Source organism: Paenibacillus sp. FSL K6-2441 (assembly GCF_037964765.1).
Classification (GTDB): domain Bacteria; phylum Bacillota; class Bacilli; order Paenibacillales; family Paenibacillaceae; genus Fontibacillus; species Fontibacillus phoenicis.
This window is the reverse complement of record NZ_CP150174.1, coordinates 2,691,401-2,705,304: the sequence shown is the minus strand read 5'-3', so window position 1 is coordinate 2,705,304 and position 13,904 is coordinate 2,691,401. Positions and strand designations below refer to the sequence as shown.

Below are 13,904 nucleotides of genomic sequence, written 5' to 3'. Positions count from 1 at the left end.
CTTCGCTGATGAGGCGGTTTTTGCGGTTTATTGGGGCCGCTATTGTGATTTTTCCATGAGGTGGGTATCATGTGTATGAGGTGACTAATGCAAATATGGAAAGATTACAGAAAATATTGGCCGCTGCCGGTGTGGCATCGCGCCGTAAATGCGAGGAATTGATTCTAAGCGGCAAGGTTCAAGTCAACGGTGAGACCGTCACGACGCTGGGCACGAAAGCTGATCCGTCTGTGGACGTCATTACCGTCGACGGCAAGCCGATCGGCGCGGAGAAGAAGCTGTACCTGATGTTCAACAAACCAAAAGGCGTCATCACAAGCGCTTCCGATCCCCAAGGCCGGAAAATCGTCACCGACTACTTAAAAGGAATCAAGGAGCGGGTGTATCCAGTAGGCCGGCTCGACTATGATACGGAAGGTTTACTGCTGCTGACCAATGACGGCGAATTTGCGCATCTGCTGACGCATCCGAAGCATCATGTACCGAAGACGTATCTCGCAACGGTCAAAGGGGTGCCGCACGGTACGGCGCTGGACAAGCTGAAGCAAGGTGTGATGTTGGAGGATGGTATGACGGCTCCAGCCGAGGTCGAGTACTATGACATCGATCCGGAGGAGAAATACGCAACCATCTCGATCACAATTCATGAGGGCCGAAACCGTCAGGTGCGCCGCATGTTTGATGCGATTTCGCACCCGGTGACACGGCTCAAGCGCATCTCCTTTGGTGATTTGGTTCTGGGTAACCTCAAACGCGGCCTGTACCGCCATTTGACCAAAGAAGAAGTCGACAGCCTCTACAAACTCGCCCGCACCACTACTCCCCCCACTCCAAAGCGCTAGAAATGCGGTGAACTGGAGGCGAAAGGCAACAGGGTGGAACGATTCTGAACAGCGAAGCGTCAAGGTCTTGCCTTGTAGATTGAACAAAAATACGGAGAATGGCAAAAGGGGAAAATGATTCTGGAGAAGCGGAGCGTTCGCCTTTGTGAGCGGAATTCTACCTTGAACTTGTTATGATTAAGAATTCCGCGAGCAACAGCGATCGTAAGAACATTTTGCCCGGTTGCCCCAGTCGTAGCAAACCCGTCGTTCAAACAACATCAAGGCCTATAAGCGATAGCAGGATCATACGAATCTTTTCACCTTACCGCCCTTTCACCGCATTTTCACCTCATTTCTAGCGCGTCACATAATATTCATATTTCCCCGGGCTGAAACTGCGGCGAATTTCGATATAATGTTCATAGAGTGTTCACGATTTGTTCAACACTTCATGATATTTTTCATAGAAAGGAAGTTAACTATGGGGAAGGCGAGACGGCCGATCCAAATCGTCATCTTGCTGTTGATCGTCATCCTAGGCGGATATGCGATCGGGACCGCAGTGTCCGGCGGCGAGGCCGATAAACCAAAACAAGGCGGGAATCCGCCGGCGTTTAAACTGCTCGGTTTGGATGGACAGGTACATACGTTAGACGACTATAAGGGCAAATCGGTGGTCTTGAACTTCTGGGCTACCTGGTGCACTTATTGCGTGAAAGAAATGCCCGCATTACAAGCCCAATGGGAAAAATGGCGCGATCAAGGCGTCGTCGTCCTGGGCATCAACACGGGCGAAGACGAGATGACCGTACAAAATTTCGTCAAGCAGACGGGCGTGGATTTTCCCATTTTATTTGATTCCGACAATACGACAACGCGCGATTACGGCATCGTGCCGATGCCAACGACGTTCTTTATCGGCAAGAACGGCAAAATTACCTCCATTCATCAAGGCGAGCTGAATTTGGATACGTTGGATGACCAAATCAAGCAGCTGGTGGGGCTTTGACGGCGAGAGGAGGACATAATCGGTGATCGAAAACACAAAATGCGAATGCGGCCACCAAAACCGGGTGGGAACCGTATTGTGCGAAGCCTGCGGCAAACCGCTGCTTGAGGAGGATCAGCAAGGCGGGCTGCTGGAGATGCGTTACGACGGGGTCGCCCGGCGGTCGCAGCGGACCAATCCCAATTTCATTGACCGGATTTGGAACTTCTTCTCCTCCGTCAAGGTAGCGATTTATCTGATCATCATCACACTGATTGGTGCGATGTTAGGCACGATATTTGAACAGGAAAGCAACTTTATTAATTTCGATCCTTCTACCTATTACAAGAACAAGTACGGAACGATCGGCGAAATTTATTACCGGCTGGGCTTGTCCCATACGTATGAGTCCTGGTGGTTTATACTGCTGCTGGTGATGATCGGAGCTTCGCTCGTGATCTGCAGTCTGGATCGCGTGCTTCCGCTTTACAAAGCGCTTTCAAAGCAAAAAGTGCGCAAACACCTGGAATTTCTCACCCGGCAGAAAATCGTTTATCAAGGGGAAATCAACGAAGATGGCGCGGAATGGGTTCAGCGAGCCGTCCAACCGTTGCGAAAGAAGCATTACCGGGTTTATACAGACGGCAGCGCCTTGCTGGCAGAGAAACAGCGGTTTAGCCGCTGGGGCCCTTACATTATTCATATCGGACTGATCGTTTTTCTCCTGGCGGTCTTGTTCCGCGGTTTGCCGGGTCTGCATCTGGACAAACATTACTGGTTCCCTGAAGGCGAAATCACGCATATTCCCGAAACGAACCTTTATTTGAAAAATGAGAAGTTTACGGTTGAATATTACAGCGAGGACGAAATGTCCGAGGAATTTAAAGCCAGAGGCAAGGTTGTGCCGAAGCTGTTTGAGACCCAAGCCGTACTGTATGAATGCACGGCGGATTGCGACGATCCTTCGAAGGAGCCGCAGCTTCGCGAAGTCAAGCGTCATGCCATTCGGGTTAACGATCCGCTCAGTTACAAAGGACTTCAAGCGTATCAGTTCGACTTTGATCTCACGCCGAAGCTAAGATCGGTGCAGCCAGCCTTAGTGGATGTTAAAACCGGGAAATCCTACGGTAAATTCAAATTGGACATGAGAAATCCCCAGCGTGAGTATGAAGTTGGCCCTTACCGGTTAACGCTGCAAAATAAATATATGGATTTTTCCCTGAACGACGAGGGAAAGCCGGTATCCATTTCCGGCGAGCCTAACGCGCCTGCCTTTTTATTTTTGATCAAAGGACCGGATCTTCCGGAGGAAGGCGCACAGTACATTTATTTTCCTAAACAGGTTGACAAGGAGCGGTTCCAGCAGGATGCGATTAACGAGCAGCTTGGGGGCGTACAATCGAAGCTGCGGCTGGATGTCCTTGGGATGGAAGACGTCGACTTTATCGAAGCGTCCAGTTATTTGAACATCCGGGTTGACCGGGCGATGCCGTTCGTTTGGCTGGGTCTTGGGATCGTGATGCTTGGACTGGTCTTAGGGTTTTACTGGCAGCATCGCCGCATATGGCTGCGTGTCGATGGCCGACAGCTGACGCTGGGCGGACATACGACCAAGAATTGGTTTGGCATGCGCCGCGAAGTTTCCGCATTCCTCCAATCGATGGGTGTAGAAGCGGATGAGAAGTCATTGGAAAATAGGGGGAAACATCCATGAACTTTTTGGAAATCAGCAGAGTCGCATTTATGACGGCCTTTTTGCTTTATTGTGCGGCTTTTATTTTTTATGTAGTGGCCGTAACAGGCAAGACGTGGCGCAACCGCGACCCGAAGCGGCATGAGAAGAAATGGGGACGCATTTCATTTGCCGTTTCCTCGCTTGGGTTGCTGTCGCATCTTGTCTATTGCGGTACCCGCTGGGCGTATAGCGGACATGTACCCGTCAGCAATATGTACGAATTCATGACGTTCTTGTCCATGATGATTATGGTGGCCTTCACTATTGTCTTTATCATTTATCGCAAAATATTGCTTGGGATGTTTGCACTCCCGCTGGCGATTATCATTATGGCTTACGCTGCTGTATTCCCGCAGGACGTTCAGCCGCTGATTCCATCGCTGCGTTCCATTTGGCTTTATATCCACGTAACGCTGGCGGCTACCGGCGAGGCGTTCTTTGCCGTTGGTTTTGTAGCAGGGTTAATGTACCTGCTAAGGGCCGTGGATTTTAAAGCGACCGATAAGGCAGGCCGCCGTCAAAAATGGTGGGTTGAATTTACGCTTTTTTCTATTATTATAGTATTGGGCTTCATTGTATCCGTCTTTGCCTTCCGGGCAGCCGGATATGAAGCTGTCTTCGTACAAAATCAGACAACGATTGACACCCAAGTGGAGCAGGATAGTACAATAGAAGATAAAGAAATTTATAATCTGCCACCGATCGTTGGTCCGCATCAAAGCGAGCCGGAGCACATTCAGCCGTTCCTCGGCATGAAGAAGCCTTTGTTTGATGCTCCTTCCTGGATGAGAGGGGAAACGGCCGGCCGCAAACTGAATACAATAATTTGGGCAATACTAACTGGTACCGTACTTTATTTGCTGCTCCGGTTAATTTTGCGCAAGCCGCTCGGCACAGCGTTATCGCCCGCACTGCGGGGAATCGACCCAGATGATTTGGATGAGATCAGTTACCGGGCGATTGCGATCGGATTTCCCATCTTTACGCTGGGAGCGCTCGTATTTGCCATGATCTGGGCGCAGCAAGCTTGGGGCAGATTCTGGGGTTGGGATCCGAAGGAAGTATGGGCGCTGATTACCTGGCTATTTTACAGTGCTTACCTCCATTTGCGCTTGTCGCGTGGCTTCCAGGGGCTCAAGTCTTCGTGGCTGGCTGTTCTGGGATTTCTCGTCGTGATGTTTACACTGGTTGGGGTAAATCTGATCATAGCGGGGCTGCACTCCTACGCGGGTACCGATTAACTCAGGCAATAATACCATATGGACTGCTCAACTGATTGGGTAAGATGATGAAGGGGTTGTTGTTAAATGTCAGATCAAACAAACCGCATTCTGGTAGTCGATGACGAGGAGCGGATTCGCCGGCTGCTAAAGATGTACTTGGAAAAAGAAGGCTACGAAATCGATGAAGCCGAAGACGGGGAGACCGCCCTGAAATTGGCGACTTCCAACGACTATGGTTTGATCTTGCTCGACGTGATGCTTCCGGGGATTGACGGCGTCGAGGTCTGCAATCGATTGAGACAAGTAAAAGCAACGCCGGTACTGATGCTGACGGCCAAAGGCGAGGAAATCAACCGCGTGCAGGGCTTTGAAGTTGGGGCGGACGATTACGTCGTGAAGCCGTTTAGCCCTCGTGAAGTCATCTACCGGGTTAAAGCGATCATGCGCCGCGCTTCCGCAACGGCTTATTTGACGAAGGAAAGCGGAACTAGCAACAATATCGTGTTCCCTCATCTCGTGATTGAGCATGATGCCCATCGGGTGACTGCAAACGGGCAGGAAGTCAGCCTGACTCCGAAGGAATATGAGCTGCTGCATTATTTGGCAGTATCGCCGGATAAGGTGTTTTCCCGGGAAGAGCTGCTGAAGGACGTATGGAACTACGAGTTTTTCGGAGATTTGCGTACGGTGGATACCCATGTGAAACGGCTTCGGGAGAAACTGAACAAGGTGTCGCCGGAGTCCGCCGCCATGATCACGACCGTGTGGGGCGTCGGATACAAGCTGGAGGTTCCAAAGTAAGTGAACTTCTGGAGAACGCTCGTTGGTAAGCTGTGGATTACGATCATTTGCTTGGTAGCCTGCGTCCTGATGTTGATGGGCCTGTTCCTGCTGCCCTATATTGATACGAACTTTACGAACTCTGGAGCGGTTAAACGATTATTTGTGATCGTCTCGATGATCGGATTTTCGCTCACAACGTTTTTTGCCTTGTTTCTGTTCACGAAGATTACGCAACCGATGCAGCAGTTGATCCGGGCTGCGGATTCGGTGCGCAAGGGCAAGTACGATACGCGCTTGTCCCTGCGTACGAGCGACGAAATTGGTGAACTGGCAAATACGTTTAACCATATGGCGGAAGAGCTTGAAAATACAATTCGCAGCTTAAAGCATGAGAAAGAACATCTTTCCAGCGTGCTAAGAAGCATGAATGATGCGGTGATCACGTTGGACCGCGAGGGCGCCGTCATTTTGACCAACCCGCCGGGCGATCGGATTTTGCAGCTCTGGGGCGATCTGACGGAGGATGGGGAGGAGGATTTACCTGCCTCTGCCGGGGAAGGGCAGATGGTTCCGCAACCGCTGCTTCCGATGTTCCGCCGTTTGCTGGTTCAAGAGAGCGACCAGAAGATGAATGTACACGTTATGAAAGGCGTATGGTCCGTACATATGGCGCCGCTGTCCTCGGACGGCGAGGTTCGCGGAGCCGTTGCCGTGCTTCGGGATGTAACCGAAGAAGTCAACTTGGAGAAGATGCGCCGCGACTTCGTGGCCAATGTGTCTCACGAAATTCGGACTCCGCTCTCGATGATGCAGGGGTACAGTGAAGCGCTGCTCGACGGTATGGCTTCTTCGCCGGAAGAGAGCGCTGAGCTCGCCCAAGTCATTTATGACGAATCCCTGCGGATGGGACGGCTGGTTCGCGATTTGTTGGACCTGGCCCGGATGGAGGCAGGTCATACGGATATGGTCATGCGCAAGATCGACTTTCGTGAATTGGCGGAGCGGGTGGACCGTAAATTTCAGGTCCGGGCCAAGGATAACGGGGTTGAGCTTGTGTTGGAGCTGGAAGACGGAGAGCTGCAGCTGCAAGCCGATGAAGACCGTTTGGAGCAGGTGCTGACCAATCTGCTGGACAATGCTTTCCGGCATACGCCGGAAGGAGGAAAGGTTACGGTCAAGGCTCATATGGAGACCGGCGAAATGGGCAAGCAGCTTCACGTAGCCGTATCGGATACCGGTGTAGGCATTCCGAGCGAAGATTTGCGATATATCTTTGATCGCTTCTATAAAGCCGATAAAGCACGGGTTCGCGGTGAGAACGGCGGGACGGGATTGGGGCTTTCGATCGTCAAAAATATCATCGCAGCCCATCACGGTTCCATTTGGGCCGATAGTGAAATCGGCAAGGGCACCGTATTTCATTTCTTGCTTCCTGTCGAATCGGGACAAACTACGTGATAACAAAAAACATCCTTCGCGAAGAGGGATGTTTTTTTGTTGAATGCCGCAGATAAATCTTGTTCATCGTGGAACAATGATTGATCTACGGCCTCATGAATATTCGTGTTATCTTGATTCGCGCCGTTACGCGAAAATGATATGCTGTGCTTTATTGATTTCCGGAAGCTTCGTCAACTCGTCCAGGACTTCCTTCGTCACGGCTTTATCCACAGTTAGAACCATGATCGCTTCGCCGCCGACCAGCTTACGTCCGACCTGCATGGAGGCGATGTTCACAACGTTCTTCCCGAGCAAGGTACCGACATGCCCGATGATCCCCGGTTTGTCGTTATGCGAGATGAAGATGAGATGGCCTTCCGGCGCGACATCAACCGGGAACTTGTCGATTTGGACAATGCGTGCACCGTATCCGTTCAACAGCGTACCAGCGACCCGGCGCTCCGCTCCGTCCTGAGCCTTGAGCGTCACGGAGATCAGGTTGGTGAAGCCTTTGGTAGCCGAAGCCTGCGATACCACTACGTTAATGTCGCGGACCTTCGCCAGGTGCATCGAGTTAACGATATTCACGTCGCCACCGAAATGACGGGACAACACACCTTTGATAATGTAACGGGTCAGCGGCTGCGTATCCACTTCCGCCAGATCACCGGCATAATCGACATGAATTTCTTTGACAGCCTGATTGTTCAATTGAGACAGGAAAATACCAATTTTCTCGCCGAGCCCGAAGTAAGGCTGCAGCTTGTTCATGACGCTGGCTGCAACCGGCGGCATATTAACTGCATTCTTAAACGGTTCGTTGCGCAGGATATGGAGCACCTGCTCGGATACGTCAATGGCCACATTCTCTTGTGCTTCCACGGTAGAAGCGCCAAGGTGCGGGGTCACGATGATCTTCGGATGATGAAGGAACGGGTGGTCGGCTTCCGGCGGTTCTTTCTCGAATACGTCGAAGGCAGCCCCGGCTACGATCCCCTGATCGATCGCTTCAACCAGCGCCAATTCGTCAATGATGCCGCCGCGGGCGCAGTTGATGATGCGCATGCCTTTCTTCATCACTTCAAATTGAGGACGGGCGATCATATGCTTCGTCTCCGGTGTGAGCGGCGTATGAACGGTAATAAAGTCCGCATTCCGGATGATTTCGTCCACGGTGGCCAGCTTCACACCCAGCTTCTCCGCCCGATCTTCAGTAAGGAAAGGGTCATAGCCGAGAATATCCATGCCAAACGCTTTGGCACGCTTCGCAACCTCGCTGCCGATCCGGCCCATGCCCAGCACGCCCAACGTTTTGTTGCGCAGCTCGACGCCAAGGAATTTACGGTCCCATTCGCCTTTGATCGTCTTCGCATAGGCTTGCGGAATATGACGGGCCAGCGCCATCATCATCGCAAAGGCATGTTCACAAGTCGTAATCGTATTGCCGTCTGGAGCATTAATGACGATAATTCCGCGTTTCGTCGCCGCTTCCAGATCGATGTTGTCGACCCCAACGCCAGCGCGGCCGATGACTTTCAAGCGGGTTCCGGCTTCCATGATTTTTTCGGTGACTTTCGTTTGGCTGCGGACCAGGAGACCGTCATATTGCGGAATAATCTGCACCAATTCATCTTCGCTGAGACCTGGCTTCTTGTCGACCTCAACGTCGGCTGCATCCATCAGCTGCTGAATTCCTAAGTCGCTGATCGGATCCGATACTAAAACTTTAAACATGATGATTTGACCCTCCTAAAAGTTTTATATAGCAAGGCCTCCTTGAAAGACAGCAAGTATTGCTATCTTCGGAAGCATAAGCTGATGTGGTTGAGTTTCTTCATTGACGCTGTGTCCGATTACCGCACCAAAGAACCAAGGTGCCCAAGGACGCCTGGAAGGCAGTTGGCGTCGCTTAAACGGATTTAAATAAATCAAAAACTCTCAATCCGCACACTACTTCCGTAGTAAGGGACGAGAGTTATTCGTGGTACCACCCTAATTCGCTGCCCCTTCGCAGAAAGCAGCCTCAGTTGTCATTGCTGACAAGAACGATAACGGGTTCACCGGCTGCGCCTACTTTCATTTCAACGCAGCGACTCAGGAGCGCTAAAGCCATTCGTTCCGCTGCCGGTTTGCAGCACCACCGACTCTCTGGAAGCTTTCCGAAGGCTTCTTTCCTTCAAAGTGTTTCATGAGATGTAATTTTTCATAATGTAACACGGGCCTTGGCAAAGTGTCAACACCAACCTGAACATTTTTACAAAGTTAGGTGTTTGTCGTTCGGATTTTGCCCAAACTTGAATCCGTCCGAAATTTTGGTTATGATTTTACTAATGTCGAAAAGCGTCTGATTCCGGCGGACAGCGAAATGGCTTAATTCTCCGCAAAGAACGGCAGCTCCGGCAACGATTCGGAGGCGTAATACGTTGACTTCCATTTTACAAATTCTTTGCTCTTCACGGCATCCGTTTCAATTAAAACCTTAACAATAGAGCCGATGGAGTTCAATTTAAGCGCATCGGCTTTTCCGCTGCTGATCAACTGATCGATTTTGGCCGTGAAGTCCTGCGGCAAATAGGATACATAAAGCTGCTCGTTCACCATCATATCGGTGACGGCTTTATTTTTTACAGCAAGCGAATAACCGGACCATTCCTTAGTTCCGATGTTCTCTTTGTATGTATAGTCAGCAGAAACGCCGCTTTTGGTTTTGGCGGTCCATTTCAGCATCGAGGCATAATATTTCTTTTGCGCCTGCAGCCCATACTTTTTGGCGTTCACGGTGAACTCGTCTTGATTGATGATTTTGGCCAGCTCCATGCCTTTCTTGTTCCCTGCCTTAGATTTGATCTGGTCCATGCTTTCCTCAAACAGCTTCAGACTCTTTAAATAGTCGGTTTGGGCCTCCTTGAGCAAGGGGGAGGAGTCGGCGATGGATTGTACGGCAATTTGTTCATAGCTGGCTTTAGCCTTATCGCGGATGTCCTTCAGCTTGTCCGACGATACCGGCTTGGAGCTGTGGGTGATGTCTTCGATCAGCGTGAGGTAGTCCTCTTTAAATTGCTGATATGGCTGGAATACCACATAGTAGAACGTGACCAAATCCTGTTGCTGATAGGAGGTCTCGTTTTCCTCTCGAAACGTTATTGCTTTGAGATTCGCATATTTGGCTTCCGTCTTGTCGATCCCGAGATTGAGCCCAAGAAAGAACGTCCCAAACGCGGTAATCAACAAGGCGAGAAATCCAAGCGAGAACAGCATTTCAAATTTGGTGTTATTTTTTCGAATCATACTTATGCTCCTTACTATATTGATTTGAATGCGTTAAAATATTATAAAGGACAGGGTTTGACAAAAACTATGAAAAAGTTCAAATTGCGCGATGTAAAAATACAAAAAGTCGACCCCGGTCAGTTAAACGATCGATTGTTGCTCATTAATTTATATCTCACGCAAGGGCTTACATTACTTATCGGTCTTGTGATCTTGTTATTTCAGAAAAGAAATCCGTTTCATCTGTTCAATTTCCCGAATAGTGTCGAATTTGTGTACTGGGGAGCAGGATTTGCGGCTGTGATGTTCGGGGCGGATATGCTCTTGTCCCGGTTCATCTCGGAGGAAAGTATGGATGATGGGGGCATTAATTCCCTGCTCTTCCGTCATCGACCGATTTGGCATATCGTCGTGATCGCGGCGGTTGTTGCCGTATGCGAGGAGCTGTTGTTCCGCGGGGCGATCCAGTATGGGCTGGGTCCGTATTGGACGAGCATCCTGTTTGCAGCGATCCATGTCCGATATCTTCGGCATTGGATTCCGACGGCATGGGTGTTTGCGAGCAGCTACGGCCTCGGATTTATTTATGTACAAACGGGGACGCTTTGGGCGCCGATCTTATGTCACTTCTTGATTGATCTTGTATCAGGCCTGGTGATTAAATTTCGGAGGGAGTCATGAACGAGCATTTGAGCCGAATGGACCGTTACGGTCAGCAAAATCGAATGAAACGCAATGCTTCCATACAATCGCGGAATCTGGCCTCCGGCATGGCGACGGCTGAACTCACGCCGGAGCCTGCGGCGGTGAACGCCGAGTCGACGTATGCCGCTGTTCGACCCCGTAGCAGCCTGAAAAAGGAGCCTTTTCCCTTCTTGATCGCTGATGAGGAAACCACTCCTGTGCAGAAGAAGCCTGTCATTGGCGATGAGACGATGGTTCGGCTGCTTATTCCGCGTAAATCTGAGGCTGCAGTTTGGAAGGATAGGGATGCGCTGCAAGCTGCAACGGAGCCCGGATCTCCCAAGACGAATGCAGCGGATGACGGTAAATTTGAATCTGCAGCTGTTGCTGCATTAGCTAAACTCAAAGAGCCGGTTCAGCGGTCATCCTTCAACTCAACGCAGGGTTCCCATCCGCTACATGGTATCGAGCATTTTGGTAATGCGCAGAGACCTTTATCTACCCTGTTGGAGGTAGAGCCCGATTTGGACAAGCTGCCAACACGCAAGGAGCTGTTTCCGTCACAACGTGTTAAAATGACCCGTTGGTTTTATAATTCACTTCTTTATGCTTTTGTCATTATTCTGATTTATTTGTTATGGTGGGGCTTAAGCGATTCGCCGTGGGGAAAAAGCCATGGTTTATAAAAAACTCAAGATTAAAACCGTCAGGTTATCTCCTGACGGTTTTTTGAATTCATTGTTATTTTGCTGCTTCGGAATCTGCATGATCAGGAGCTGGTCCGATACTCCGGGGGTCAACAAAGCTATATCCTTTCTGTTCCAGTTGGGTGAGCAATTCATCCAGCGCCTCTACGGTCCAAGGCAGCTCATGCATCAAGATGTTGCTTCCAGCGTGAAGCTGTTCCAGCACATTCGCGATGACCGCCTCAGGCTTGTTTCTGTTTTTGCTGTCCCAGTCGAGGGAACCGTTGGACCAAGTCATGTAAATGAGATCATTGTCGTCTGCGATTTGATGCGTTGTTTTGTTCCCTGAACCGAAGGGAGGACGGAAGAAACGTGGCGCTTCGCCGACGGTTTCCTTTACGATATTTTGCACATCTTCAATTTGCTTGCGCATATTCGCCGCGGACTCTTTCTTTAAGTCGATGTGATCCCAGCTGTGGTTTCCGATGATCTGCCCGCGGTCATGGATTAGCTGCAGCAGCTCGGGATGCGCTTTAACCCGGTACCCGTTAACAAAAAAGATCGCCTTAGCCTGGTGTTTATCCAGCGTATCGATCAGTCCGTCAATCATTTCCTTCTCCTTTGGCCCGTCGTCAAACGTCAGGAGAACCACCTTCTTGTCCACGGTCTCATCATTGGGCACTACGTTATACGCCTTATTAATGTGGTACATCAGGGGAGGTGCGGCCGCTTCAGAAGAGGTCTGTTCATCGGCTGATGATGACGAGTCCTCAGGCTGTTCGCCAACCTGTCCGGATTCATTGGCGCCATCATTGGCGCCATCTGGCGCGGTCGCTTCAGAAGAAGGAGCGGTGTTTTGGTTAGATGTGGCTGGTGTTATGGTTGCATCGGTTTGGCCGCATGAGCTAAGAATAAGACAAGCGGCGGCGATGGGCAGGAGCTTCTTGTGGAGCAAAGAAGTCAACTCGCTTTCCTGTATTTATGCCGCATGAGTTTAAGGGAATCCGCGAACACTACAGATGATTTTAACATAACCAAGGAGGTTTTTTACGTGAAATCTTCCTCATTTTTAGGCGGTTTACTGGTTGGCGTTTTCGCCGCGATGTGGGCTTCGCGACGGAAGCAAAGCCTGATGTCCGTGATGAGCGGTGCAGGCTCGGTCCTGAAGTTTGCGGGGATCTCCTCAAAGCGTACCGACAGCCCCACCGAAGATATTTCGGCAGCGCTGAAAACGGAAGATACGGCGTCTGCATCTGTCACAAAGGCTAAAGGGGCAGACAACGCCCAGGTGTATCCCAGTTCCGGCACGGTATCAGCGGCCGGTTCGAATCATTCGAAGGAATACAGTCTGAAGCAGCTGACCGACCTCATTAAAGGCGATCCCGATGTGCGCCGTGAAGTTGAGGCCATCCTCAAAGAGGCGAAAACCCCGGTTCCAGGTTTGTAATCCGTTTCAAAACACCACCACAAGAGTCATTTTCTGCCCCCTTGATGGGGTTACGGAAAATGATTCTTTTTTGTTCTATTTTAAAGCGTGCATTTAGGTGAAATAAGTGATAACATACATACAAAGAACCATTTTCAGCACACTTGACAGCAGGTTTCATAATCTGTTTTATAACAACGTATAGAGAGAGGAGGATCCTGTATGAAGATAGAAAGACTAGGCCAGGATAAGATACGGATTTTCCTCACGTTTGACGATTTAAGCGAACGCGGTATACAGAAAGAGGACATGTGGCAGGAAATTCCCAAAGTCCATGACCTGTTCACTGAAATGATGGATCAGGCTTATAACGAAGTGGGCTTTGACGCCACCGGGCCATTGGCTGTGGAAGTGTTCGCCCTTCCTGCACAAGGAATGGTCGTCATCGTTACGCGCGGCAAATACGATCACCATCAACATGGGATTGGCTCGCCTTATGAGGATGAACTGCCGGAAGAAGTTTATGAGATGGAAGTTACGTTGGAGCAAAGTGATACCATTCTGTATTCCTTTGACGATTTCGAGAATGTAATCGAAGCGGCACACGTGCTGAAGTCGATGCTTCACAATGCCGGCAGACTGTATAAATATAATGGAAAATGGGTTCTTCAGCTGGAGCCGGAGGAACTGGAGGAGGGCAAACATCCTGCTCTGATTGCAGTATTAGCTGAATTCGGCGAAGCGACATCGGTAACTACGGCGATGCTGGAAGAGTACGGGCAATTAATCATGGCTGATCATGCGGTGGATACGATTTGCAACCACTTCAAACGCCAGGATTGATT

At 50.2% G+C, this 13,904-nt stretch carries 13 protein-coding genes and 1 other annotated feature; of the genes, 10 read left to right on the top strand and 3 right to left on the bottom strand.

Annotated features, from left to right (window positions below):
* Positions 1-95 precede the first annotated feature (95 nt).
* From NSQ80_RS12360 to NSQ80_RS12335, 6 genes are all read left to right on the top strand, one after another.
* Complete coding sequence (locus NSQ80_RS12360) at positions 96-842, top strand: pseudouridine synthase (RefSeq protein WP_260071259.1); 747 nt, start codon at positions 96-98, stop codon at positions 840-842.
* A gap of 463 nt (positions 843-1,305) precedes the next feature.
* The gene (locus tag NSQ80_RS12355) at positions 1,306-1,833 is read left to right on the top strand and encodes a redoxin domain-containing protein (protein WP_260071258.1); all 528 of its coding nucleotides are present in this window, start codon (positions 1,306-1,308) and stop codon (positions 1,831-1,833) included.
* A gap of 22 nt (positions 1,834-1,855) precedes the next feature.
* Positions 1,856-3,526, top strand: a complete 1,671-nt coding sequence (locus tag NSQ80_RS12350) for a cytochrome c biogenesis protein ResB (RefSeq protein ID WP_009225846.1) — start codon at positions 1,856-1,858, stop codon at positions 3,524-3,526.
* Positions 3,523-4,788 (top strand): cytochrome c biogenesis protein CcsA, encoded by a 1,266-nt coding sequence (ccsA, locus tag NSQ80_RS12345; RefSeq protein WP_009225847.1) that lies wholly within the window; start codon positions 3,523-3,525, stop codon positions 4,786-4,788. The genes NSQ80_RS12350 and ccsA overlap by 4 nt, the downstream gene beginning before the upstream one ends.
* A 66-nt stretch (positions 4,789-4,854) precedes the next feature.
* Positions 4,855-5,571: a response regulator transcription factor gene (locus tag NSQ80_RS12340; protein WP_323076748.1), complete on the top strand. Its 717-nt coding sequence runs from the start codon at positions 4,855-4,857 to the stop codon at positions 5,569-5,571.
* Positions 5,572-7,011: an ATP-binding protein gene (locus NSQ80_RS12335; RefSeq protein WP_323076747.1), complete on the top strand. Its 1,440-nt coding sequence runs from the start codon at positions 5,572-5,574 to the stop codon at positions 7,009-7,011.
* A gap of 126 nt (positions 7,012-7,137) precedes the next feature.
* Here NSQ80_RS12335 and serA read toward each other — a convergent pair whose 3' ends face one another.
* Together serA and NSQ80_RS12325 are read right to left on the bottom strand one after the other, a co-directional pair.
* Entirely contained in the window at positions 7,138-8,727 is a 1,590-nt protein-coding gene (serA, locus tag NSQ80_RS12330) for a phosphoglycerate dehydrogenase (RefSeq protein ID WP_009225850.1), read from the bottom strand.
* Between the two features lie 227 nt (positions 8,728-8,954).
* Positions 8,955-9,182 (bottom strand) — a binding site (T-box leader).
* Between the two features lie 181 nt (positions 9,183-9,363).
* Positions 9,364-10,281 carry a hypothetical protein gene (locus tag NSQ80_RS12325; protein WP_009225851.1) on the bottom strand — a complete coding sequence of 306 codons (918 nt, stop codon included), beginning with the start codon at positions 10,279-10,281 and terminating at the stop codon, positions 9,364-9,366.
* Between the two features lie 69 nt (positions 10,282-10,350).
* Between NSQ80_RS12325 and NSQ80_RS12320 the strand changes: the two genes are divergently transcribed.
* Together NSQ80_RS12320 and NSQ80_RS12315 are read left to right on the top strand one after the other, a co-directional pair.
* Positions 10,351-10,944 (top strand): type II CAAX endopeptidase family protein, encoded by a 594-nt coding sequence (locus NSQ80_RS12320; protein ID WP_036645804.1) that lies wholly within the window; start codon positions 10,351-10,353, stop codon positions 10,942-10,944.
* Entirely contained in the window at positions 10,941-11,633 is a 693-nt protein-coding gene (locus NSQ80_RS12315) for a hypothetical protein (protein WP_339299223.1), read from the top strand. The genes NSQ80_RS12320 and NSQ80_RS12315 overlap by 4 nt, the downstream gene beginning before the upstream one ends.
* A 55-nt stretch (positions 11,634-11,688) precedes the next feature.
* On the opposite strand, the gene NSQ80_RS12310 is transcribed toward NSQ80_RS12315, so the two are convergent.
* Positions 11,689-12,588: a polysaccharide deacetylase family protein gene (locus NSQ80_RS12310; RefSeq protein WP_323079091.1), complete on the bottom strand. Its 900-nt coding sequence runs from the start codon at positions 12,586-12,588 to the stop codon at positions 11,689-11,691.
* Positions 12,589-12,684: 96 nt separating this feature from the next.
* On the opposite strand from NSQ80_RS12310, the gene NSQ80_RS12305 reads away from it, so the two are divergent.
* Together NSQ80_RS12305 and NSQ80_RS12300 are read left to right on the top strand one after the other, a co-directional pair.
* Complete coding sequence (locus NSQ80_RS12305) at positions 12,685-13,080, top strand: hypothetical protein (protein ID WP_036645806.1); 396 nt, start codon at positions 12,685-12,687, stop codon at positions 13,078-13,080.
* Positions 13,081-13,281: 201 nt separating this feature from the next.
* Positions 13,282-13,902: a genetic competence negative regulator gene (locus tag NSQ80_RS12300; protein WP_009225856.1), complete on the top strand. Its 621-nt coding sequence runs from the start codon at positions 13,282-13,284 to the stop codon at positions 13,900-13,902.
* Positions 13,903-13,904: the final 2 nt, after the last annotated feature.

Excerpts from the sequence above, each read along its gene's own strand:
- NSQ80_RS12360 (WP_260071259.1), top strand. The coding sequence starts at position 96 with ATGGAAAGATTACAGAAAATATTGGCCGCTGCCGGTGTGGCATCGCGC.
- NSQ80_RS12355 (WP_260071258.1), top strand. The coding sequence starts at position 1,306 with ATGGGGAAGGCGAGACGGCCGATCCAAATCGTCATCTTGCTGTTGATC.
- ccsA (WP_009225847.1), top strand. The coding sequence starts at position 3,523 with ATGAACTTTTTGGAAATCAGCAGAGTCGCATTTATGACGGCCTTTTTG.
- NSQ80_RS12340 (WP_323076748.1), top strand. The coding sequence starts at position 4,855 with ATGTCAGATCAAACAAACCGCATTCTGGTAGTCGATGACGAGGAGCGG.
- serA (WP_009225850.1), bottom strand. The coding sequence starts at position 8,727 with ATGTTTAAAGTTTTAGTATCGGATCCGATCAGCGACTTAGGAATTCAG.
- NSQ80_RS12325 (WP_009225851.1), bottom strand. The coding sequence starts at position 10,281 with ATGATTCGAAAAAATAACACCAAATTTGAAATGCTGTTCTCGCTTGGA.
- NSQ80_RS12320 (WP_036645804.1), top strand. The coding sequence starts at position 10,351 with ATGAAAAAGTTCAAATTGCGCGATGTAAAAATACAAAAAGTCGACCCC.
- NSQ80_RS12315 (WP_339299223.1), top strand. The coding sequence starts at position 10,941 with ATGAACGAGCATTTGAGCCGAATGGACCGTTACGGTCAGCAAAATCGA.
- NSQ80_RS12300 (WP_009225856.1), top strand. The coding sequence starts at position 13,282 with ATGAAGATAGAAAGACTAGGCCAGGATAAGATACGGATTTTCCTCACG.